Consider the following 22,554-nt stretch of genomic DNA (forward strand, 5'->3'; position numbering starts at 1 on the left):
CTCGCGGCTCCCCGGCGTACCCGGGACGCCCGTCAGGCGGGTCGGGCGTAGCGCCGGACGAAGGCGCGCACGACCTCGTGGGAGTCGGTGACGTCGACGCCGCTGACGCGCACGACCACCGACTCGAACTCCTCGGCGGGGAAGTGCCCGGCGTGGCGGTAGACGCTCATGCGGGTGATGACAGCGTCGCGGTCGGTCTCCGGGTGGAACTGGGTGACGTACTGGTTGCGGCCCAAGCGGTACATCTGCACCGGGCAGGCCTCGGACCGCGCCAGGAGCACCGCGCCCGGCGGCAGGACCGTGCAGGCCTCCTTGTGGCCGACGTAGGCGGCGAACGTCGGCGGCATCCCGGCGAGCAGGGGGTCGTCACGGCCCTCGTCGGTGAGGTTGATCTCGACGGCGGCGGTGCTCTCGGCGTACGTGCCGTCCACGACGCCGCCGGCGACCCGGCCCAGCGCCCCGATGCCGAAGCACGTGCCGAGGAAGGGCAGGTCCCGCTCGTGGATCTCGCTCAGGACGACGTCGAGCTCGGCCTCGATCCGCAGCTGGTCGTCGCTCTTGTGCTCCGCCGGCACCGACGTCGTGAAGGGGCTGCCGCCGAGGAAGGTCCCCGCGAACCGGTCGAGGTCGAGCGGGGTGAACCGCCCCGACTCCATCCGGATCCTGACCAGCTCGTCGGCGCGCAGGCCGGTGAGCCGGAGGAACGAGGCGTACTCGCCGTCGGCGGCGGCGTCCTCGCTCCGCGAGGCGAGCAGCGCAAAGGGCTTGGTGGGCACGGGGAGAGTGAACACCACCGAGCCCGGCGTTCGCCCCCGTGTCCCGGGAACGGGTGTCCTCCGGATGCGGGGTCACCGGGGCGGACGTAGCGTGAGAAGCATCCCCGCAGGGGGCCGACCGAGGACGAGGAGCACGAGATGGGCTTGGACGACAAGATCCGCAACGCTGCCGAGGAGACGGGCGGCAAGGTCAAGGAGGGCGCCGGGAAGGCGACCGACAACGAGCGGCTCGAGGCCGAGGGCAAGGGCGACCAGGCCAGCGCGAACATCAAGCAGGCCGGCGAGAACGTCAAGGACGCCTTCAAGTAGCGAGAACGCTCGACACACCGCCCTCATCGCAAGGGTGGCGAGGCCTCGCGGGAGTGATCCCGCGGGGCCCGTCCGTGTCCCGGGTCGCCTACCGGCGCCGGGCGCTCTCGCCGTGGTGCAGGTCGCCGGTCGCGGTGGCCCCGGCCCTGGCGGCACCGCCCGCCCGGACATCCGCCCCGGCGTCCGCCCCGGCGTCCGCCGGACCGTCCTCCGGGCCCGCCCCGGCCGCCGCCGGCGCGCCCGGTGCGCCCGAGGGGGAGTCCGGGACGACAGGGCGCCGCGACGGACCGGCCGGGCGGAGGAGGTCCACCGGCGGCTGCCGGGTGGACCGGCTGATGGCCGCCCCGAGCGCGAGGAGGACAGCGACGGTGACGACCGCCCGGACGACGCCGTCGCCCTGGACCGAGACGATGAGCGGCGCCAGGAGGACGGCGACGAGGTTCATCACCTTGATGAGCGGGTTGAGGGACGGGCCGGCGGTGTCCTTGAAGGGGTCGCCGACGGTGTCGCCGATGACGGCGGCCACGTGCTGGCTGGAGCCCTTGCCGCCGAGGTGGCCGTCCTCGATGTACTTCTTGGAGTTGTCCCAGGCGCCGCCGGCGTTGGACAGCATGACCGCGAGCAGCTGCCCGGTGAGGATCGAGCCGGCCAGGAACGCCCCGAGCGCCTCGGCTCCGAGCGCGAACCCGACCGCCACCGGTGTGAGCACGGCCAGCAGGCCGGGTGTGAGCAGCTCGTGCAGCGACCGCTTCGTGCACAGGTCCACCACGCGGGCGTAGTCGGGACGGACCTCGTAGGTCATGATCCCCGGCTCGTCGTGGAACTGCCGGCGCACCTCGACGACGACCTCGCCGGCCGCCCGGGAGACCGCGCGGATGAGCAGCGAGGAGAAGAGGAAGCCGACCGCGCCGCCGATGAGCAGGCCGACCAGCACGTCGGGCTGGTCGACCCGGATGCCGTCGAACTGCATCCCGGCCGCGCGGAGCGCCTCCTCGAACGAGCCGAACAGGGAGGTGGCGGCGATGACGGCGGTCGCGATGGCGATGCCCTTGGTGATCGCCTTGGTCGAGTTGCCGGTGGCGTCGAGCCGGCCGAGGGACCGGGCGGCCTCGCCCTCGAACTCCCCGGACATCTCGGCGATGCCCTGGGCGTTGTCGGCCACGGGGCCGAAGGTGTCCATCGAGACGATGACACCGACCGTGGTGAGCATGCCCATGCCGGTGAGGGAGATGAAGTACAGGGCCTCGGCGGCGCCGTCGCCCATCGCGAACGCGGAGAGGATCACCAGCGCGATGGTGAGGATGGCCCAGACGGTCGACTCCAGGCCGAGTGAGAAGCCGGACAGGATCGTCGTCGCGGGTCCGGTGCGCGTGGACTCGGCGACCTCCTTGACCGGGCGGTACCGCGCATCGGTGAAGTACTGGGTGAGGACCTGGATGACGCTGGCCAGGACGAGGCCGAGGATCACGGCGACGGCGGGTCGCAGGTCCTGCATGTACCAGCCCGACAGGGCCAGCACCGCGGCGGCCGAGAGGCCGGCGGAGAGGAAGAAGCCGCGGTTGATGGCCCGCATGCCGTGCTCGTCGTCGCCGCGCGGGTTCACCGCGACGATGCCCACCATCGAGGTGAGGACGCCGACCGCGCGCACGAGCAGCGGGAACATCACCCCGGCGATGGCGCCGGCCGCGGAGCCGGACCACGCGGCCGCGCCGAGGATGAGGGCCGCGACGAGGGTGACCTCGTAGGACTCGAAGAGGTCGGCGGCCATGCCGGCGCAGTCGCCGACGTTGTCGCCGACGTTGTCGGCGATGGTGGCGGCGTTGCGGGGGTCGTCCTCGGGGATGCCCTGCTCGACCTTGCCGACGAGGTCGGCGCCGACGTCGGCGGCCTTGGTGAAGATGCCGCCGCCGACGCGCATGAACATCGCCAGCAGCGCGCCGCCGAAGCCGAAGCCCACGAGGACGGCGGTGGCGTCCTGCTGGTAGATGAGGAGGATGACGGTGGCGCCGAGCAGCCCCAGGCCCACGGTGAACATCCCGGCCACACCGCCGGCGCGGAAGGCCACCCGCATGGCGCGCCGAGCGCCGCTCTCGCGGGCCGCGGCGGCGGTGCGCACGTTCGCGCGCACGGCCAGCCACATCCCGGCGTAGCCCGTCAGCGCGGAGAACGCCGCCCCGAGGACGAACGCCAGGGACCGGCCCGCCCGCAGGACCAGCTCCGAGTGCGCGGCGTCGGCGGCGACGGGCAGGGCGAAGAACAGCACCACACCCAGGACGAGGATGAACCACGACACCGTGCGCATCTGGCGGGCCATGTAGGCGCGGGCGCCCTCCTGGATGGCGCCGGCGATCTCGATCATCTTCACCGTGCCCTGCGGCGCCCCGAGCACCTCCCGCACGAGTTTGTACGCGAAGGCCAGTGCCAGCAGGGAGATGGCGAGGATGACCCAGAGGGCCGTCATCTCGAACGGTCCGAACACGGCCTGGAGCGGTGCGCCCTCGGCCGCCCGGAGGTCTGCGTACATGGCAACCCCGTCGTCGACAGTGGTGGCGGGCGGCTGCCCGTCTCGACCACCTCCACCGTAGGGCGGCGGCCGCGCCCCGCCGGAGGACCTTCGACCCCGCCGGGTCGGGGTCGGGTCAGGCCGTCCGGGGCTGCTCCGGCGCCGGGAACAGCGGCGGCACGTCGGTGTCGAGCACGGCCGCCACGACCGCCGGGTCGACCTGCTCCAGGGTGGGCGGGTCCCACCGCGGGCGCCGGTCCTTGTCGACCAGCTGGGCGCGGATCCCCTCGGTGAAGTCCGCGCGCGCCGCGAGACCGGTCCCCGAGCGGAGCTCCTGCTGCAGCGCCTCGCGCAGGGTCCCGCCCCGAGCGCGGGTGAGCGTCGCCAGGGCCACCTCCACCGCGGTGGGGGAGAGGGACCTGATGACCTCGGCGGTCTGACGCGCGGCGGGGTGGGGGTGGGCCGCCAGGCGCCGGACGACCGCCAGCACCGTCGGGGCGTCGTAGCACTCCTCGATCCAGGCGCGGTGGCCGACCAGCTCGCCGGCGGGGGGCGCGACGGCGAGGGCACGGACCGCACCGGCGGGGTCGCCGTCCTCCAGGACCGCGGCCGTCAGGGCCGGCAGGGACTCGGCGGGCACGAAGTGGTCGGCCAGCCCGGTGTAGATCGCGTCCCCGGGTCCCGCGACGGCGGCCGTGACGCCGAGGTGGACCCCGGTCAGGCCCGGCGCGCGGGCGAGGAGGTGGCTGCCGCCGACGTCGGGGACGAAGCCGATGCGCGTCTCGGGCATCGCGACGCGCGACCGCTCGGTCACCACCCGCAGCGAGGCGTGGGCGCTCAGGCCCACCCCGCCGCCCATGGTGATCCCGTCCATGATCGCGAGCACCGGCTTGGGGTACTCCGCGATCCGGGCGTTCAGCTGGTACTCCTGGCGGAGGAAGTCCAGGGCGCGGGCGGCCTCGCCGTCGAGCACGGCGCTGCGCAGGGCCCGGACGTCGGCGCCGGCGCACAGTCCTCGGTCGCCGGCGCCGTCCAGCAGCACGGCGGACACGGCGGGGTCGTGCTCCCAGGCGGCGAGCGCCGCGCCGACGGCGGTGAGCATGGGAGCGTCGAGCGCGTTGATCGCGCTCGGCCGGTTGAGGGTGAGGTGGCCGACGCGGCCCTCCACCCGGGCCAGCACCGATGTGCCCCTCTGCGCCGTCGTCATTCCCCGACCTCCCCGTCGCCCCGGAAGGCCCACCGTACCGGTGGGACCGCGCGGCGCACGAGCGCTCGCCCGCCCGCCGCGTGTATGCAGACGTACGGTTCCGGAACCAGAACGGGGGTGCGTGGGGGGTTTTTGTATACAAACGGCGTGTCGGCCGGTACCGTCGGACCCGTGCGCGCCAGCGAACGGGTCTACGACTCCCTCCGGGAGGAGATCGTCACCGGGCGCCTCGCCCCGGGGACGGTCCTGGGGGAGGTGGAGCAGTCCGCGCGCCTGGGGGTCTCCCGGACACCCCTGCGCGAGGCGCTCGGGCGGCTCGCCGCCGAGGGCCTGGCCGTGACCGGTCGGGGCCGCACCCTCGTCGTCTCCAGCCTGTCGGCGGTGGACGTGACCCACCTGTTCGAGCTGCGGGAGGCCCTGGAGACCCAGGCGGCCAGGCTCGCGGCGCGCCGCGGGGACCGCGCCGTCTTCACCGCGCTGCGCGAGAAGCTCTCCGCGCAGGTGGCCGACCGGCCGGACTCCGACGCCTACTTCGCCCTGGTCGCCGAGCTCGACGCGGCCCTCGACGAGGCCATGGGCAGCCCGTACCTGCGCCGGTCGCTCGTCGGCCTGCGCAGCCACGTCGCCCGGGCCCGCCGGCTCTCGCAGGACAACCCCGCCCGGCTCGCCCGCGCCGCCGAGGAGCACGCCCTCATCGCCGGGGCCGTCGCGGAGGGCAACGAGACGCTCGCGGCCCAGGCCACGGCGGTGCACCTGCGCTCGAGCCTGGAGACCATCCTCGCCGCGCTCGACCCGGCCGCCCCCGCCACGCCCGCACCCGCCGGCACCCCTGCCGCCCCACCCGCAGCCACCCCCGGCCCTCCCGCCCCACCCGCACCCGCCCCAGGAGGCAGCCCGTGATCACCCACCACGTCCGTGTCCACCCCTCGAGCGCGAACCTGCCCCGCACCGACCAGCTCGCGTGGAAGATCGCCGAGGTCGCCGCCGACCCCGTGGCGGTGGCCCCGGAGGTGACCGAGATGGTGGTCAACCGGGTCATCGACAACGCCGCCGTGGCCACCGCGTCCCTCCTGCGCGCGCCCGTCGTGGCCGCTCGCGCGCAGGCGACGGCCCACCCCCGCACGCCCGGCGCGACCGTCGTCGGCCTGCCCACCGCCGAGCGGGTGAGCCCGGAGTGGGCCGCGTGGGCCAACGGCGTCGCGGTGCGCGAGCTGGACTACCACGACACGTTCCTCGCGGCGGAGTACTCCCACCCCGGCGACAACATCCCCCCGATCCTCGCCGTCGCCCAGCACCTGGCGGCGCGGCGCGACCTCGGGGGAGCCGAGCTCGTGCGCGCCCTCGCCACCGGGTACGAGATCCAGGTCGACCTCGTCCGCTCGATCAGCCTCCACGCCCACAAGATCGACCACGTCGCCCACCTGGGCCCCTCCGCGGCCGCGGGCATCGGCACCCTGCTCGGGCTCGCCCCCGAGGTGATCTTCCAGGCGGTGGGCCAGGCCCTGCACACGACCACCGCCACCCGCCAGTCCCGCAAGGGCGAGATCTCCACCTGGAAGGCCTACGCCCCGGCCTTCGCCGGCAAGGTCGCCGTCGAGGCGGTCGACCGCGCCATGCGCGGCCAGACCTCCCCCACTCCGATCTACGAGGGGGAGGACGGCGTCATCGCCTGGATGCTCGACGGCCCGGGCGCCCACTACGAGGTCCCGCTGCCCGGCCCGGGCGAGGAGAAGCGGGCGATCCTGGACACGTACACCAAGGAGCACTCCGCGGAGTACCAGTCCCAGGCGCTCATCGACCTCGCCCGCCGGCTCCACCGCGAGCGTCCGGAGCTGACGGACCCGGCGAACGTGGCGTCGGTCGTCATCCACACCAGCCACCACACGCACCACGTCATCGGCTCCGGGGCCAACGACCCCCAGAAGTACGACCCCGCCGCGTCCCGCGAGACCCTCGACCACTCGATCCCGTACATCTTCACCGTCGCGCTGCAGGACGGGCGGTGGCACCACGTGGACTCCTACGCCCCCGAGCGGGCCGCCCGCCCCGACACCGTCGCGCTGTGGCGCACGGTCACCACCGCCGAGGACCCCGGCTGGACCCGGCGCTACCACTCGGCCGACCCGGCCGAGAAGGCCTTCGGCGGCCGTGTCGAGATCACCCTCACCGACGGCACGCAGGTGGTGGAGGAGATCGCCGTCGCCGACGCGCACCCCCTCGGCGCCCGGCCCTTCGCCCGCGAGCAGTACGTGGAGAAGTTCCGCACGCTCGCCGACGGCGTCCTCGAGCCCGCCGAGATCCGGCGGTTCCTCGACGTCGCCCAGCGCCTTCCCGAGCTGCGGCCCGACGAGCTCGGCGGGCTCACCGTCGTCGCCCCGGCCGCCCTCATGTCCTCCGTCACCGCACCCGAGGGGATCTTCTGATGCTCTATGCCCCCACCACCGCGGCCGCGAAGCGTGCCGCCCTGCGCACGGCCCTGGCCGGGCCCGGCCTCCTGCGCTTCCCCGGTGCCTTCAACCCCCTCTCGGCCAGGCTCATCCAGGACAAGGGCTTCGAGGGTGTGTACATCTCCGGGGCGGTCCTGTCCGCCGACCTCGGCCTGCCCGACATCGGCCTGACGACGGCGACCGAGGTCGCCGGCCGCAGCCACCAGATCGCCCGGATGACCGACCTGCCGGCCCTCGTCGACGCCGACACCGGGTTCGGCGAGCCGATGAACGTCGCCCGCACCGTCCAGGAGCTCGAGGACGCCGGGGTGGCGGGCCTGCACATCGAGGACCAGGTCAACCCCAAGCGCTGCGGGCACCTCGACGGCAAGCAGGTGGTCGGGACCGACACCGCCGTCAAGCGCATCCGCGCCGCGGCCGACGGCCGCCGGGACCCCAACCTCCTCATCATGGCCAGGACGGACATCCGCGCGGTCGAGGGTCTCGACGCCACCCTCGAGCGGGCGCGCGCGCTCGTCGACGCCGGGGCCGACGCGATCTTCCCGGAGGCGATGACGGGCCTGGCCGAGCTCGAGGCGGTCGCCACGGCGGTCGACGTCCCGGTGCTGGCGAACATGACCGAGTTCGGCAAGTCCGAGCTCTTCACCGAGGACCAGCTCGCCTCCGCGGGGGCGCGGATCGTCATCTACCCCGTCTCCCTGCTGCGCGTCGCCATGGGCGCCGCCGAGCGGGCGCTGGACACCCTCGTGGCCGAGGGCTCGCTGCGCTCGGAGGTCGCGGGCATGCAGCACCGCGCGCGGCTCTACGAGCTCCTCGACTACCCGGCCTACAACACCTTCGACGCCGGCGTCTTCACCTTCACGGTCCCCGGCCGCTGATCACGCGGTCCCTCACGCAAAGGAGCGAGATATGACCGAGACCACCCAGGTCCGCAAGGGCCTGGCCGGGGTCGTCGCCGACACCACGGCCATCTCCAAGGTCAACCCCGAGACGAACTCGCTGCTCTACCGCGGCTACCCCGTGCAGGAGCTCGCCGCCCGGTGCAGCCTCGAGGAGGTGGCGCACCTGCTGTGGCACGGCGAGCTCCCGACGGCGGCCGAGCTCGCCGCGCTGCAGGAGCTGGAGCGGGCGAACCGGGGGCTCGAGGAGGACGTGCGCGCCGTCGTCGACCTCGTGCCCGTCACCGCCCACCCGATGGACGTCCTGCGCACGGCGGTCAGCCTCATCGGCGCCCAGGACCCGGCCGCCGCCGACCCCTCGCCCGAGGCCGCCCACGCCCGGTCGGTGCGGCTCCTGGGCCGCATCCCCGCCGTCGTCGCGTACGACCAGCGCCGCCGGCGCGGCCAGGAGCCCGTCCCCGCCCGGGACGACCTCGGCTACGCCGAGAACTTCCTCCACATGACCTTCGGGGAGGTCCCCGACCCCGTCGTCGTCGACGCGTTCCGGGTCTCCCTGGTGCTGTACGCCGAGCACTCCTTCAACGCCTCGACGTTCACGGCCCGGGTCATCACCTCGACGATGTCGGACATGTACTCCGCCGTCGTCGGCGCGGTCGGGGCCCTCAAGGGTCCCCTCCACGGCGGGGCGAACGAGGCCGTCATGCACGTCCTCGACGAGATCGGCGACGCCTCGCGGGCCGAGGCGTGGCTCGACCGGGCCCTGGCCGAGCGACGCAAGATCATGGGCTTCGGCCACCGGGTCTACAAGCACGGCGACTCCCGGGTCCCGACGATGAAGGCCGCCCTGGACACCCTCGTCGCCCACTACGGCCGCCCCGACCTCGCCGAGCTGTACGACCGGCTCGAGGCGGCGATGGTCGCGCGCAAGGGCATCGAGCCCAACCTCGACTACCCCTCGGGCCCGGCGTACCACCTCATGGGGTTCGATACCGCGACCTTCACCCCGATCTTCGTCGCTGCGCGGGTCACCGGCTGGACGGCGCACATCATGGAGCAGGCGGGCGACAACGCGCTCATCCGCCCGCTGAGCGCCTACGACGGCCCGGCCGAGCGGCACCTCCCGGACGGGCCGGACGAGGCTCCGGCGGGCGAATCGGGACGTAGGCCGTAAGTCACCCCTGTGACGTGCTTCACTCCATAACCTGGGGGCGTGACCCAGGTCACCCATAGTCTGACGATCGAGGCGCACGGACGGGCGCCGGGAGCCAGGAGGCGCGTGATGCCGCAGTACGTGTACCGCTTCAGCGAGGGCAGCAAGGACCAGAAGGACCTCCTCGGCGGCAAGGGGGCCAACCTCGCCGAGATGACCAAGCTCGGACTGCCGGTGCCCCCGGGCTTCACGATCACCACCGAGGCCTGCCGCGCCTACATGCGCGACGGCCACGTGCCGCCCGAGCTCCGGGTCGAGGTGACCATGGCGGTGCGCGAGATCGAGGACACGATCGGGCGGCGGCTGGGCGACTTCCACGAGCCGCTGCTCGTCTCCGTGCGTTCCGGGGCCAAGTTCTCCATGCCCGGCATGATGGAGACCGTCCTCAACATCGGGCTCAACGACGCCTCCGTCAAGGGGCTGGCCGAGTTCTCCGGCGACGAGCGCTTCGCCTGGGACTCCTACCGCCGGCTCATCCAGATGTTCGGCAAGACGGTCCTCGGCATCGACGGGGAGCACTTCGCGCACACGCTGGACGAGAAGAAGCGGACCGCCGGCGCGGCGACCGACATCGACCTCACCGCCGAGGACCTCAAGGAGCTCGTCGCGGAGTTCAAGGCGATCGTCCAGGAGGACGCCGGGCGCGAGTTCCCCCAGCACCCGCGCGAGCAGCTCGACATGGCCATCGAGGCGGTCTTCGACTCGTGGAACACCGAGCGCGCGCGTCTGTACCGGCGTCGCGAGCGCATCCCCAACGACCTCGGCACCGCCGTCAACGTCGTCACGATGGTCTTCGGCAACCTGGGGGACACCTCGGGCACGGGCGTGTGCTTCACCCGTGACCCGTCCACCGGTCACTCCGGCATCTACGGCGACTACCTCGCCAACGCCCAGGGCGAGGACGTCGTCGCCGGCATCCGCAACACCCTGCCGCTGGCCGAGCTGGAGACGCTGGACAAGAAGTCCTACGACGACCTGCGCCAGGCGATGCGCCGCCTGGAGACCCACTACCGCGACCTGTGCGACATCGAGTTCACGATCGAGCGCGGCAAGCTGTGGATGCTGCAGACCCGGGTGGGCAAGCGCACCGCGGCCGCGGCCTTCCGCATCGCCACCCAGCTCGTCGACGAGCACCTCATCACCATGGACGAGGCCATCTCGCGCTGCACCGGGGCCCAGCTCAGCCAGCTGCTCTTCCCCCAGTTCGACGGCGAGGCCGAGCGCCACCTCCTCACCAAGGCCATGCCGGCCTCGCCCGGCGCGGCGGTGGGCGAGATCGTCCTGGACAACGCCCAGGCGATCGAGCGCACCTCCGCCGGCGCCAAGGTCATCCTCGTGCGCCGCGAGACCAACCCGGACGACCTTGCGGGCATGATCGTCGCCGACGGCATCCTCACCGCGCGCGGCGGCAAGACCTCCCACGCCGCCGTCGTCGCCCGCGGCATGGGCAAGTGCGCCGTGGTCGGTGCCGAGGAGCTCGACGTCGACCGGGTCAGCGGCGAGGTGCGCATCAACGGCACGGTCCTGCACGCCGGCGACACCATCGCCATCGACGGCTCGAGCGGTGAGGTGTTCCTCGGCGAGGTGCCCGTCGTCGACTCCCCGGTGATGATCTACATCTCCTCCGGCCTCGAGGCCGGCCTCGCCGCCGCGGAGGACGAGGCGACGAAGGAGCTCGTCCACGCCATCGACCGGGTGCTCGGCCACGCCGACGACGTGCGCCGCATGCGGGTGCGCGCCAACGCCGACACCGCCGAGGACGCCCGCCGCGCCCGCGACCGCGGCGCGGAGGGCATCGGGCTGTGCCGCACCGAGCACCAGTTCCTCGGTGACCGGCGCGTCTACATCGAGCACGTCGTGCTGGCCGAGGACGACGAGGCACGCCTCGCGGCGCTCGAGGAGCTGCTGCCCCTGCAGCGCACGGACTTCGTCGAGCTCCTCGACGCCATGGACTCCCTGCCCACGACCATCCGGCTCATCGACCCGCCGCTGCACGAGTTCCTCCCCGACCTCACCGAGCTCGCCGTCAAGGTGGCCCTGGCCAAGGAGCGCGGCCAGGTCGAGGAGCGCGACGTCAAGCTGCTCGCCGCCGTCCAGCGCATGCACGAGCAGAACCCCATGCTCGGTCTGCGCGGCGTGCGCCTCGGGCTGAAGATCCCGGGCCTGTTCGCCCTCCAGATCAGGGCGATCGCCGAGGCGACCGTGGAGCTGCGCAAGGCCGGGAAGAACCCGCTGCCGGAGATCATGGTCCCGCTGGTGGGCTCCATGCGCGAGCTCCAGATCGTCCGGGAGGAGGCCGTGCGCATCCTCGCCGAGGTCGGTGCCGCGGCGGGCGTCACGCTCGACCTGCCCATCGGCTGCATGATCGAGCTGCCCCGGGCGGCCCTGACCGCGCACCGCATCGCCGAGGAGGCCGACTTCTTCTCGTTCGGCACCAACGACCTCACCCAGACCACCTGGGGGTTCTCCCGCGACGACGTCGAGGGGGCGTTCTTCGCCGACTACCTGGAGAACGGCGTCCTGACGATCTCCCCGTTCGAGACCCTCGACGCCGACGGCGTGGGGGCGCTGGTGGTGTCCGGCGTCACCGGGGGGCGCTCGACCAAGCCGCACCTGCACATGGGGGTGTGCGGCGAGCACGGCGGTGACCCCGAGTCGATCCACTTCTTCCACGACGCCGGGCTGGACTACGTCTCCTGCTCGCCGTTCCGGGTGCCCATCGCCCGGCTCGAGGCCGGTCGCGCCGCCGCCCTGGCCGGGGAGGACGCGACCGCCTGACGCGGCCGTCGCGCTGAGGGCTGCCGGGTTCCGCCGGCAGCCCTCTGGTGCTACGTGCGGCGTGCCGTCCTCCTCGTCGTGCCTGTGCGCCGGGAGCAGGCCTCCTCGTCGTGCCTGTTGCGCCGGGCGTCGCCGAGGGCCGCCGCCCGGGCCGCCGACCGGCGCCGGGACCAACGTCCTGGGCACGCGTCGGGGCCACCCGACACGCTCTCACCATGTGGCTATCGGACTGCCCGGTACCGGCGAGTGTGCGGGTCCTGGGTGTGCACGTCGACGACGACGTGCGCTCGAGGATCGCCGAGCTCGGCCTCCGGCCGGGCGCGCTCCTGCGCGTCACCCAGCACGCGGCCTTCGGCGGCATCGTCGTCGCCGCGGCCGGCTGCCGGCTGGCGGTCGACGCCGCGACCGCCCACCGGGTGGCGGTGCGGCAGGTCCCCGCGCGCTGAGCACCGGGCCTGGAGAGCACAGGCTGTGTGGGTGCGGGCGAGCCGAGCGGCACGGCGATGGTGTTCCGGTGCCGAGCGATCCCCATGTTGCCGAGCGATCCCCGTGTTGCCGAGCGATCCCCGTGTTGCCGAGTGAGAGTGGTGTGCAGGGATCGCTCGGTCACACAGTGATCGTTGACCGCGACGAAGGCGCGAGTGATCCCCGTGCTGCCGGTTCTGATCCGAGGGGTCTCCGGCGCCGGTGCCGGTGCCGAGCGATCCCCGTGTTGCCGAGCGATCCCCGTGTTGCCGAGTGAGAGTGGTGTGCAGGGATCGCTCGGTCACACGGTGATCGTTGACCGCGACGAAGGCGCGAGTGATCCCTCCCCGCACCGCCCGCGCCGCCGCCGGCGCCCGCACCGCCCGCCAGCCCCCGCGGTTGCGCCGTAGCTGCGGCCGAACACGCCACCTCAGGCAGCCGGGCCACAGGGTGGCGACGCCCACCGGGTCCCGGACGCCGCGTGCCACACTGGCCGCCGTGAGCACCGTCACCAGCGCCGACCTGGCCGCCGAGCTCGACGCCGCCGTGGACGGGGAGGTGGACACCTCCGAGCGTCGCCGCGCCGAGTACTCCACGGACGCCTCGAACTACCGCGTCGTGCCGCAGGTGGTGGTGAGCCCGCGCGACGAGGACGACACCCTCGCCGCCCTCGACGTCGCCCGCCGGCTGGCGGTGCCGGTCACCGCCCGCGGGGCGGGCACCTCCGTCGCCGGCAACGCCGTCGGGCCGGGCATGGTGCTGGACTTCTCCCGGCACATGCACCGGATCGAGCGCGTCGACGCCGACGCTCGCACCGCGGTGATCCAGCCCGGGGTGGTGATGTCCTCCCTCCAGGCGGCCGCCCGGCCGCACGGGTTGTGGTTCGGCCCCGACCCCTCCACGCAGAACCGGGCGACCCTGGGCGGGATGATCGGCAACAACGCCTGCGGCCCGCACGCCGTGGCGTATGGCCGCACCGCCGACAACGTCAGCGCGCTCGACGTCGTCGACGGCACCGGCCGGCGCTTCGTCGCCGGCTCCGGTCCGGATGCGCTCGCGGCCGTGCCCGGGCTGGACAGGCTCGTCGCCGCGGAGCTCGCGACCATCCGCACGGAGCTGGGCCGGTTCAAGCGTCAGGTCTCCGGCTACTCCCTCGAGCACCTGCTGCCCGAGAACGGCCAGGACCTCGCCAAGATGCTCGTCGGCACCGAGGGCACCCTCGTCACCGTCCTCGGCGCCACGGTCGACCTGGTCCCGCTGCCCACCGCGCCCGTCGTCGTCGCGATGGGCTACCCCGACATGGCGACGGCCGCCGACGCCGTCCCAGCCCTCCTCGCCCACGCGCCGCTCGCCGTCGAGGGCCTGGACTCGCGCCTCGTCGACGTCGTGCGCCGCCACCACGGCCCCGCCGCCGTACCCGAGCTCCCGGAGGGGGCGGGCTGGCTCATCGTCGAGGTGGGCGGGAGCGACCCCGCCGACGCCCTGGCCAGGGCGCGCGCGCTCGCGGCCGACGGCGGCACCGCCGCGGTCCGGGTGGTCCCGGCCGGCGCCGAGGCCGCCGCCCTGTGGCGGATCCGGGCCGACGGCGCGGGCCTCGGCGGCCGGACGCCCGACGGCGCGCCGGCGTGGCCGGGGTGGGAGGACGCGGCGGTCCCGCCGGAGCGGCTGGGGGACTACCTCCGAGACTTCACCGCCCTCATGGCCGACCGTGGCGTGGACGGGCTCCTGTACGGCCACTTCGGTGACGGGTGCGTGCACGTGCGCCTCGACCTGCCCCTGGAGACGCCGGCCGGCATCGGGCCGTCCCGGGCGTTCCTCGAGGCCAGCGCCGACCTCGTCGCCGCCTACGGCGGCTCGCTCTCGGGCGAGCACGGCGACGGGCGGGCACGTTCGGAGCTCCTCGGCCGGATGTACAGCCCCGACGTCGTCGACCTCTTCGCCCGGGTCAAGACGCTGTTCGACCCGACGGGGCTGCTCAACCCCGGCGTCGTCGTCGACCCGCGGCCGCTGGACGCCGACCTGCGCCGCCCCTACGCCAAACCCACGCCCGCCGCCGGCGGGTTCGCCTTCGCCGAGGACGGCGGGGACTTCGCGACGGCGGTGCACCGCTGCACCGGCGTGGGCAAGTGCCGTGCCGACACCTCCGCCGCGGGCGGGTTCATGTGCCCCAGCTACCAGGCCACCAGGGACGAGAAGGACGTCACCCGCGGCCGTGCCCGGGTGCTGCAGGAGCTGACCAACGGCTCGCTGGTGAGGGACTGGAACTCACCGGCGGTGCTGGCCTCGCTCGACCTGTGCCTGTCCTGCAAGGCCTGCTCCTCGGACTGCCCCACGGGCACCGACATGGCGCGCTACAAGTCCGAGGTGCTGCACCGCGCGTTCAAGGGAAAGGTCCGCCCCCGCAACCACTACCTCCTGGGCCAGCTGCCGCGGTGGTCGGCGATGGTCACGGCCGTCCCTGCCCTGGCGCGGGTGGCCAACGCCGTGCTCGGGGTGCGCCCGGTCGCGCGGGCGGTGCTGGCCGCCGGCGGGATGGACCCGAGGCGGTCCATGGTGAGCTTCGCCGACGAGCGGTTCTCGCGCTGGTGGCGCCGGCGTGAGGCGGGGAGTGCGACCTCCCGCGGCGCCGTGCTCCCGTCTCTCACCGGCACCGGCACCGAGACCGGGAACCGCACCGAGACCGGCACCTCCACCGACACCGACGCGCGTTTCGTCGTGCTGTGGGCCGACTCCTTCTCCGAGACCCTCGACGGCGCCGGTGCGCGCGCCACGGTCGCGCTCCTGGAGGGCGCCGGCTACACCGTGATCGTCCCCCGGGAGCAGGCGTGCTGCGGCCTCACCTGGATCTCCACCGGCCAGCTCGACGGGGCCAAGAAGCGGCTGACGGACCTCCTCGGGGTGCTGGCCCCCTACGCGGCGAACGGCATCCCCGTCGTCGGGGTCGAGCCCAGCTGCACCGCGGTGCTCCGCTCGGACATGGTCGACCTCCTCCCCGACGACCCGCGGGCACCGATGCTCGCCGCGCACACCTACACCCTCGCCGAGCTGCTCACCGCGCCGGCCCCGGTGGGGCCCGGCCCGCACTGGGTCCCGCCGTCGCTCGAGGGCGTCGAGGTCGTGGCGCAGCCGCACTGCCACCACCACTCGGTCATGGGGTGGGAGTCCGACGCCGCGCTGCTGGCCCGCACCGGGGCACGCGTCACCACCCTGGCCGGGTGCTGCGGTCTCGCCGGCAACTTCGGGATGGAGGCCGGGCACTACGAGACGTCGGTCGCCGTCGCCGAGAACGCCCTGCTGCCGGCCCTGCGCGAGGCAGGCCCGGAGACGGTCTACCTCGCCGACGGCTTCTCCTGCCGCACCCAGGCCGAGCAGCTCGCCGGACGCCACGGGGTCCATCTCGCCCAGCTCCTCACCGGGGACCGCTGAAGGTCCGCGCGGCGCGTCCGGCACCGGGTGGTGCAGGGTCGGGGGCGGGGTCCGCGCCACCGTCCGCGGCGGTCGGCGTCGTGAGAAGATGAAGGCCGATCCCAGCCACCCGCGAGACAGTCAGGTCGACGTCGTATGCCGTTCTTCGAGTTCGACGAGGGCCGCCTCGTCCCTGCCCAGTTCGGGCACGCCGTGACCGAGGACATCGACCCCGAGGTGCTCCAGGCGGTGCGCGACCAGGTCCTCGAGGTCGTCCAGCGGCCCCTGTTCCCCGTGAGCTGGTACGGCGACGTCCGGCGCGCCGGCACCTACGGCGCCACGGCCGCCTCACCGCGGCTGACGGCGATGGACGCCTCCGGGCAGGTCGTGACCGTCGAGGTCGTCGACCGGCTGGACTCGGCCGCGCTGGTCGCGGCGCTGTCGCGCTCGGGCCGCAACGCGGACCTCGGCTGGGCCGAGCTCAGCGGGCTCTACCCCCGCGGCGCCGACGCCTTCCGCCGCGAGTGGAACCTCTTCCGCGAGTCGATGCCGCCGCGCACCACGCCGGGTCCGCGACTCGTCGTCGTCGCGGGCACCGTCGAGGAGGAGGTGCGCCCGGCGCTGGAGGTGCTCGGTGACTCCGGGGTCGTCGTCCACGAGATCGCCGTGCGGCGGATGAGCAACGGCCGGCAGTTCCTCGAGATCAACGAGCTCCGCCCCGACCTGCTCGAGGCGGGCGGTGCGCTGCTCACCTCTCGCGAGCGTTCCGTGGAGATCACCGCCACCGCCCGGCCGCGCGAGTACTCGCCGGACGAGCCCGGCAGCGTGTCGGACGAACCCGGCAGCACCGCGGACGAGCCCGACGGTGCACGGGACGAGCGCGCCCGGGTCACGGACGGGCCCGCTGGGGGGCAGCCGGACGAGACCAGCGGCGCCCTCCCGCGCAACCGCGGCTCGGAGGAGAGCACGCCCCCCATGGGGCTACCGGTGCACGGCGCGCACAGCGACGACGGTGCGACGGCCGCCGGCAGCGACGGGCCCGGGGACGAGGACCGGGAGGGCCTCGTCGTCGTCGCCGCGTCCCTCGGCTCGGACACCGGCCTGGTGTGGCACCAGCTGCGCCGGGGGGTGCGGCACGAGGCGATCCTCACCGCCGACGGGATGATCCGTCTCCCCGACGGCGCGACCTTCCTCGATCCCGACGCCGCGGCGACCGCCGCGTCGGGTCGTGACGACGTCGACGGCTGGCGGGTGTGGCGGTTCGGGGAGGCGGGCCCCACCCTGGCCGACGCCCGATCCGAGTTGGCTGCCGCGGTGGGACGCGTGAACGGTGGTCGCCGACGCGGCTGAGTGCGGGCCGCCGCACCCGGCCTGGGTGTGCTCCGGGCGTCAGCCGGCGCAGTCGCGCTCGGCCGGCTCGTCGTAGTCGGGCACCGGCCGGGCCTGCGCCTCCTCGGCGGTCGCGGCCACCCCGTTGCGCGCGATGTCCTCGATCAGCCAGTCCATCTCGAAGATCTCCCGGCGCTGCGCCTCGCTGATCTCCACCGCCAGCTCGCACACCCGGACGTCCTCGATGCCGGCCCGCTCGGAGCGGGTGATCGCCAGGGAGTGGTGCGGGATCATCCCGCGCATGAAGGCCGTGTCGTCCACCGTGGCCTGGCTGCGGTCGAGCGCGGCCCCGCCGCCGAGGAGCAGGAGGCTCACGGCGACGACGGCGACGTTGGCCTTGGCGCTCTTGTACATGTTGAGCATCCAGGCGAGCATCACCAGCCCCATCGCCCCGCCCATCGTGATTGCCATGAACACCCGGCTCTGGCTGAAACGGATGTGGCTCCACTCCCACGAGCCGACGAACATCACGAAGTACATGACGACCATCCCGGTGAGGATCATCGCCGCGAACCGCAGGTACATCCCCTTGCCGTGGGACTGACCGTGTCCCTCGTGGGACTGCCCGTGGCCCTGCTGGGACTGCCCGTGGCCCTGCTGGGACTGCCCGTGGCCCTCGTGGGACTGCTCCTGACCCTCGTGCGGGCGGCCGCCGTCTCCGCCGCCGCCGTCTCTGCCGTCGGCGGCGGAGCCCGACGGGCGATCGTCCTGGTGCGACATTTCGGACATGAGACGGCCCTCCTCCGTTTGCTACCTGACCTGCTCCATCCTTCCCTCCGGAGGTTCCGGCGCAACCCGGTCCGGCGCCCCCACCCGGGACGCAGTCCTGCGTCGCACGACGGCCGCGCGGCCTGCCGGAGCTCAGCGCAGGACGTAGGCGCGGGCCCAGCGCCGCAGCTCGGCGTAGACGCGCCGGCGCACCGCCGAGGCCGAGAGCGTGACGTCGTGGATGGCGCCGTCGAACCGGGCGACCGTGACCAGCGGGCCGAGCTGGAGCGCACGGCGGCGGATCTGCTCGACGTCGAGCACGGTGTCGGTCTCGCGCATCTGCTGGGACCACCGCGGGCTGACGAACGAGCGTCCCGACGTCATCACCAGCACCGGGCAGCTGATCTCGAGCTCGGCGGCCACCTGGGCGTGACCGGCGAGGATCGCGGCGAGCCAGCCTGCCCTGATCGGCGCCGCGGGCGAGGTCCGCCAGGACGGCTCGGGGTTCCAGCCGGTGACGAACGGGTCGTCCTCGGAGCCCTCGGGGACGGGGCCGTCCGCCTCGGTCCACCCCATGAGGGCGCGCTGGTAGAAGCCGGGGTCGGCGGTGGGGAGGACGGAGCGGGGCTGGAGCCGGGCGAGGCTTCCCACGAGGGGGGTCGAGAGCGTGCGCAGCAGCGACGTGCCCTGCAGCTCCAGCCACGGGGAGTTGAGCACCAGCGCCCGCAGCGCCCCGGGGTGCCGGTGCGCCCACAGGGCCGTGGTGAGACCGCCGGTGGAGTGGCCGACGAGCACCAGGTCGGTGCCGACGCCGTGCTCGGCCCGCAGGACCTCCAGGGCGGCGTGGATGTCCTCGTCGTAGGTGGAGAGGTTCTCGATGTAGCCACGGGTCTGGTGCGACCGGAGCGAGCGGCCGTACTTGCGCAGGTCCAGGGCGTAGAAGGCGCCGCCGAGGGCGGACCACTCCCGCGCCTGCTCCCGGTGGTAGAAGTAGTCGTTCCAGCCGTGGACGTACAGCACGGTGAAGGTCGGCGTCGACGGCGTACCCGTGAGGGCCTCGGGGTCGGACACCGGGACGTGGCGCACGAGGGTGGCCACGACCTCACCCTCGTCGTCGTCGTGGAGGGGCAGCGTCCGGGCCTCGAAGCCCGCCCCGAGCACGTCCTCGACCCACCGGTCCGCGGGCGGCGGCGGGGGGAAGACGACGGCCTGCTCCGGTACGGGCTCGGCCTGGCTCGCAGCACCCTCCGTGGCGCCGGTGCCTTCCGGCGTCGACGTGGTCCCCGTCCCGCCGGTGCGCAGCCGCGCCGCCACCGCCTGCCGGACCCGTTCGGAGCGCGGGGGGACGACGTCGTCGTCCGGTGGGTCCTTGACCATGCCCCCATGATGCCTCGCCGGGAGCCCGGCGCGCGGGCTCGTCGCTGCTCGTCGGTGCTCCGTCGGTGTTCCGTGGGTGCTCGTCGGGGGCCGGGAGCCGGGCGGGAGCGGCCGGGTCAGCGCGCCGGTCGTCCCACCGGCGCCACGGCCCGGAGGAACCGGCCCAGCAGTGCGGCCACCTGGTCGTGCTCGATGAGGAAGCCGTCGTGGCCGTAGGGCGAGCGGACGTACGCGACGGGCCCGGCGCCGGCGATCCCGGCGGCGATGCGCTCGGACTCGGCCGGGAAGAACAACCGGTCGCTGTCGACGGCGACGACGAGCGCCTCGGCGGTGACCTGGGCCAGGGCCGCCTCGACGCCGCCGCGGTCACGGCCGATGTCGTGGGTGACCATGGACCGGGTGAGGGTGAGGTAGGTGTTCGCGTCGAAGCGGGCGGCGAGCTTGCCCGCGTGGTGGTCGAGGTAGGACTGGACCGCGTACCGGCCGCCCTCCAGCGGCTCCTCGGCGTGCTGGGGCAGCCGGCCGAACCGGCCGTCGAGCTCGGTGGGGGTCCGGTACGTCGTGTGGGCGATCTGCCGGGCGAGGCCCAGGCCCGTGTGGGGACCGTGCCCCGGGGCGGCGTCGTAGTAGTCCCCGCCGCGCCAGCCCGGGTCGAGCTCGATCGCCTGGAGCTGGGTGTGCGCCCAGGCGATCTGCTCCGCCGAGCTCTGCGCGGTCGAGGCGACGACGGCGACGGCCCCGACCCGCTCGGGCTCCGTGACGGCCCACTCCAGGACCCGGTGCCCGCCCATCGAGGCGCCGACGACGAGCGCCCACCGCTCGATGCCGAGCAGGTCGGTCAGCTCGACCTCGGCGGCGACCTGGTCACGCACGGTCAGGAGCGGGAACCACGACCCCCACGGCGCACCGCCGGGGGCCGGGGAGGACGGACCGGTCGTGCCCTGGCAGCCGCCGAGGACGTTGGGGGCGACGACGAAGTAGCGGTCGGTGTCGATCGCCCGGCCCGGTCCCACCACCTGGGACCACCAGCCGTCACCCTCGGGGTCGCCGGCGTGCCCGGTCACGTGGGAGTCGCCGGTGAGGGCGTGGAGGACGAGGACGGCGTTGTCGCCGGCCTCGTTGAGCTCGCCCCAGGTCTCGTAGGCGATCCTGACGTGGGGCAGGCGGCCGCCGCCCTCGAGGGGGAGCGCGCCGATGTCGGCGAACAGGCGCGGACCGGGGTCGTCGCCCGGGCGCCACGCCCCCGTGGCGGGGAGGGTGGCGGGGTCGAGCTCGCGGCGGACGGGCCGGGCACGCAGGGTCCGGGGCGCGGGGGCGCCCCCCGGCCGGTGCCCGGGCGCCCCGTCGGGTGCCCCGAACCCCGGCGTGCCCTGCGTGCCCGGCATGCTCAGGCCTCCGCGCCGGCCGGCTCGGACGTGAAGGACGCTGCTGCGGCCAGTCCCAGCTCGAGGTCGGCGAGGATGTCGTCGACGTTCTCGATGCCCACCGCCAGACGCACCAGGCCCGGGTTCACGCCGGAGGCCGCGAGGTCCTCGGGCGAGAGCTGGGAGTGGGTGGTCGAGGCGGGGTGGATGACGAGGGAGCGCACGTCGCCGATGTTGGCGACGTTGGAGTGCAGCTTGAGGGCGTCGACGAACGCCAGGCCCGCCGCGTAGCCGCCGGCCAGCTCGAACGCCAGCACCGCGCCGGCGCCGCGCGGGGCGTACCGCTGCGCGAGTTCGTACCAGGGGGAGGACGGCAGCGAGGCGTACGCGACGCGCGTGACCTGCTCCTGGCCCTCGAGGAACTCCGCGACGCGCCGGGCGTTGGCGACGTGCCGCTCGATGCGCAGCGACAGCGTCTCCAGCCCCTGCCCGATGAGGAAGGCGTTGAACGGCGAGACGGCCGGTCCGAGGTCGCGCAGGAGCTGGACCCGGGCCTTGAGGATGAAGGCGGGGGCGCCGAGGTCCTTGTAGACCAGGCCGTTGTAGCTCGGGTCCGGCGTGTTGTAGTTGGGGAAGCGCTCGGGGTCGGCCGACCAGTCGAACGTGCCGCCGTCGACGATGACGCCGGCGATCGAGGTGCCGTGCCCGCCGAGGTACTTCGTGGCGGAGTGCAGCACGATGTCCGCGCCGTGCTCGAGCGGCTTGATGAGGAACGGCGTGGCGATGGTGTTGTCGACGACGAGGGGGACGCCGACCTCGTGGGCCACCGCGGCCACGGCCTCGATGTCGAGGACGGCGCTCTTGGGGTTGGCGATGGTCTCACCGAAGAACAGCTTGGTGTTCGGCCGCACCGCCGCACGCCAGGACTCCGGGTCGTCGGCGTCCTCGACGAACGTCGTGGTGATCCCGAACTTCGTCAGCGTGTTCTGGAGGAGGTTGTAGGTGCCGCCGTAGAGGTTGGGGCTGGAGACGACGTGGTCGCCGGCCTCGGCGATGTTGAGGATCGCCAGGGTCTCCGCGGCCTGGCCCGAGGCCAGCAGCAGTCCGCCGATCCCGCCCTCGAGCGCGGCGATGCGGGACTCGACCGCCTCCTGCGTGGGGTTGGTGATGCGGGTGTAGATCGGGCCCGCCTCGGCCAGGGCGAACCGGCCGGCCGCCTGGGCGGCGTCCTCGAAGACGAAGGAGGTGGTCTGGTAGATCGGCAGGGCCCGCGCGCCGGTGGCGCTGTCGGGGGTCTGTCCGGCGTGGATCTGGAGGGTCTCGAAGGCCCAGCTCTGGGGGGTCTCGCTGCTCATGGTGGCTCCTGGTTCGGGGGAGTGGAGCGGGCAGACGAGGCTCGGCGTCGCCGCTGTCCCGTCAGCCCGCAGGGGGCCGGCAGTGACGTGCACGTCCGAGGGGGCGCCCGGTCCCGGCGGGCCGTCGTGAGGTCCCGGGGTGACGTGGCGGAGAGCCGACGTCAGGGCATGCCGAACGTGCGCGTCAGCGGCACATTCGACGGAACATGTGGCCGACTCTAGGAGCGGCGCGAACGCCTGACCAGACGTGTCTCATGTGGTGAGACCTGCGCCACCTGCTGTTCGTGCGGGGCGCTCGCGGAGCGCGCCCGTGCCGGGCCACCTCGGATCGGGACGGGCGGATACACGCGCTGGTCCGCCCC

16 protein-coding genes are annotated in these 22,554 nt (G+C 73.9%); 9 read left to right on the forward strand and 7 right to left on the reverse strand.

The genetic code is table 11. From position 1 onward, the window contains the following. Positions 1-32 precede the first annotated feature (32 nt). Positions 33-776, reverse strand: a complete 744-nt coding sequence (locus EDD32_RS09135; protein WP_246006058.1) for a glutamine amidotransferase — start codon at positions 774-776, stop codon at positions 33-35. A gap of 138 nt (positions 777-914) precedes the next feature. Here EDD32_RS09135 and EDD32_RS09140 point away from each other — a divergent pair, with 138 nt between their 5' ends. Further along, complete coding sequence (locus tag EDD32_RS09140) at positions 915-1,085, forward strand: CsbD family protein (RefSeq protein WP_123916857.1); 171 nt, start codon at positions 915-917, stop codon at positions 1,083-1,085. Between the two features lie 88 nt (positions 1,086-1,173). Here the strand turns inward: EDD32_RS09140 and EDD32_RS09145 are convergent, their stop codons facing one another. Together EDD32_RS09145 and EDD32_RS09150 are read right to left on the reverse strand one after the other, a co-directional pair. Beyond that, entirely contained in the window at positions 1,174-3,609 is a 2,436-nt protein-coding gene (locus tag EDD32_RS09145) for a sodium-translocating pyrophosphatase (protein WP_123916859.1), read from the reverse strand. Positions 3,610-3,724: 115 nt separating this feature from the next. Next, positions 3,725-4,795, reverse strand: a complete 1,071-nt coding sequence (locus tag EDD32_RS09150) for an enoyl-CoA hydratase/isomerase family protein (RefSeq protein ID WP_123916861.1) — start codon at positions 4,793-4,795, stop codon at positions 3,725-3,727. A 171-nt stretch (positions 4,796-4,966) separates the two neighbouring features. Between EDD32_RS09150 and EDD32_RS09155 the strand changes: the two genes are divergently transcribed. The 8 genes from EDD32_RS09155 (at position 4,967) to EDD32_RS09190 (ending at position 17,349) form a co-directional block, all read left to right on the forward strand. Further along, positions 4,967-5,695 (forward strand): GntR family transcriptional regulator, encoded by a 729-nt coding sequence (locus EDD32_RS09155; protein ID WP_123916863.1) that lies wholly within the window; start codon positions 4,967-4,969, stop codon positions 5,693-5,695. Beyond that, the gene (locus EDD32_RS09160; RefSeq protein ID WP_123916865.1) at positions 5,692-7,218 is read left to right on the forward strand and encodes an MmgE/PrpD family protein; all 1,527 of its coding nucleotides are present in this window, start codon (positions 5,692-5,694) and stop codon (positions 7,216-7,218) included. The genes EDD32_RS09155 and EDD32_RS09160 overlap by 4 nt, the downstream gene beginning before the upstream one ends. Further along, complete coding sequence (prpB, locus tag EDD32_RS09165) at positions 7,218-8,120, forward strand: methylisocitrate lyase (protein ID WP_123916867.1); 903 nt, start codon at positions 7,218-7,220, stop codon at positions 8,118-8,120. The genes EDD32_RS09160 and prpB overlap by 1 nt, the downstream gene beginning before the upstream one ends. A gap of 31 nt (positions 8,121-8,151) precedes the next feature. Continuing rightward, a complete protein-coding gene (locus EDD32_RS09170; RefSeq protein ID WP_123916869.1) occupies positions 8,152-9,312 on the forward strand; it encodes a bifunctional 2-methylcitrate synthase/citrate synthase in 1,161 nt (386 codons plus the stop codon). Between the two features lie 108 nt (positions 9,313-9,420). After that, positions 9,421-12,129 carry a pyruvate, phosphate dikinase gene (ppdK, locus tag EDD32_RS09175; RefSeq protein WP_123916871.1) on the forward strand — a complete coding sequence of 903 codons (2,709 nt, stop codon included), beginning with the start codon at positions 9,421-9,423 and terminating at the stop codon, positions 12,127-12,129. Positions 12,130-12,344: 215 nt separating this feature from the next. After that, entirely contained in the window at positions 12,345-12,575 is a 231-nt protein-coding gene (locus tag EDD32_RS09180) for a FeoA family protein (protein ID WP_123916873.1), read from the forward strand. A gap of 508 nt (positions 12,576-13,083) precedes the next feature. Then, positions 13,084-16,020: an FAD-binding and (Fe-S)-binding domain-containing protein gene (locus EDD32_RS09185; RefSeq protein ID WP_425459499.1), complete on the forward strand. Its 2,937-nt coding sequence runs from the start codon at positions 13,084-13,086 to the stop codon at positions 16,018-16,020. Between the two features lie 135 nt (positions 16,021-16,155). Then, complete coding sequence (locus EDD32_RS09190) at positions 16,156-17,349, forward strand: restriction system modified-DNA reader domain-containing protein (RefSeq protein WP_123916875.1); 1,194 nt, start codon at positions 16,156-16,158, stop codon at positions 17,347-17,349. Positions 17,350-17,388: 39 nt separating this feature from the next. On the opposite strand, the gene EDD32_RS09195 is transcribed toward EDD32_RS09190, so the two are convergent. The 4 genes from EDD32_RS09195 to EDD32_RS09210 all read right to left on the reverse strand — a co-directional run bounded on the left by EDD32_RS09195 (position 17,389) and on the right by EDD32_RS09210 (position 22,192). Continuing rightward, on the reverse strand, positions 17,389-17,913 hold the full coding sequence (locus EDD32_RS09195) for a DUF305 domain-containing protein (protein ID WP_123920394.1): 525 nt from the start codon (positions 17,911-17,913) through the stop codon (positions 17,389-17,391). Positions 17,914-18,249: 336 nt separating this feature from the next. Then, positions 18,250-19,473 (reverse strand): alpha/beta hydrolase, encoded by a 1,224-nt coding sequence (locus tag EDD32_RS09200; RefSeq protein ID WP_123916877.1) that lies wholly within the window; start codon positions 19,471-19,473, stop codon positions 18,250-18,252. A 116-nt stretch (positions 19,474-19,589) separates the two neighbouring features. Then, positions 19,590-20,858: a homoserine O-acetyltransferase MetX gene (gene metX / locus EDD32_RS09205; protein WP_123916879.1), complete on the reverse strand. Its 1,269-nt coding sequence runs from the start codon at positions 20,856-20,858 to the stop codon at positions 19,590-19,592. Between the two features lie 2 nt (positions 20,859-20,860). Further along, the gene (locus EDD32_RS09210; protein WP_123916881.1) at positions 20,861-22,192 is read right to left on the reverse strand and encodes a bifunctional o-acetylhomoserine/o-acetylserine sulfhydrylase; all 1,332 of its coding nucleotides are present in this window, start codon (positions 22,190-22,192) and stop codon (positions 20,861-20,863) included. Between the last annotated feature and the right edge of the window lie 362 nt (positions 22,193-22,554).

Source organism: Georgenia muralis (assembly GCF_003814705.1).
Classification (GTDB): Bacteria; Actinomycetota; Actinomycetes; order Actinomycetales; family Actinomycetaceae; genus Georgenia; species Georgenia muralis.

Bases quoted from the DNA above. Each gene is read 5' to 3' on its own strand.
- EDD32_RS09140 (WP_123916857.1), top strand. From the start codon at position 915: ATGGGCTTGGACGACAAGATCCGCAACGCTGCCGAGGAGACGGGCGGC.
- EDD32_RS09145 (WP_123916859.1), bottom strand. From the start codon at position 3,609: ATGTACGCAGACCTCCGGGCGGCCGAGGGCGCACCGCTCCAGGCCGTG.
- EDD32_RS09150 (WP_123916861.1), bottom strand. From the start codon at position 4,795: ATGACGACGGCGCAGAGGGGCACATCGGTGCTGGCCCGGGTGGAGGGC.
- prpB (WP_123916867.1), top strand. From the start codon at position 7,218: ATGCTCTATGCCCCCACCACCGCGGCCGCGAAGCGTGCCGCCCTGCGC.
- EDD32_RS09170 (WP_123916869.1), top strand. From the start codon at position 8,152: ATGACCGAGACCACCCAGGTCCGCAAGGGCCTGGCCGGGGTCGTCGCC.
- ppdK (WP_123916871.1), top strand. From the start codon at position 9,421: ATGCCGCAGTACGTGTACCGCTTCAGCGAGGGCAGCAAGGACCAGAAG.
- EDD32_RS09180 (WP_123916873.1), top strand. From the start codon at position 12,345: ATGTGGCTATCGGACTGCCCGGTACCGGCGAGTGTGCGGGTCCTGGGT.
- EDD32_RS09190 (WP_123916875.1), top strand. From the start codon at position 16,156: ATGCCGTTCTTCGAGTTCGACGAGGGCCGCCTCGTCCCTGCCCAGTTC.
- EDD32_RS09195 (WP_123920394.1), bottom strand. From the start codon at position 17,913: ATGTACCTGCGGTTCGCGGCGATGATCCTCACCGGGATGGTCGTCATG.
- EDD32_RS09200 (WP_123916877.1), bottom strand. From the start codon at position 19,473: ATGGTCAAGGACCCACCGGACGACGACGTCGTCCCCCCGCGCTCCGAA.
- metX (WP_123916879.1), bottom strand. From the start codon at position 20,858: ATGCCGGGCACGCAGGGCACGCCGGGGTTCGGGGCACCCGACGGGGCG.
- EDD32_RS09210 (WP_123916881.1), bottom strand. From the start codon at position 22,192: ATGAGCAGCGAGACCCCCCAGAGCTGGGCCTTCGAGACCCTCCAGATC.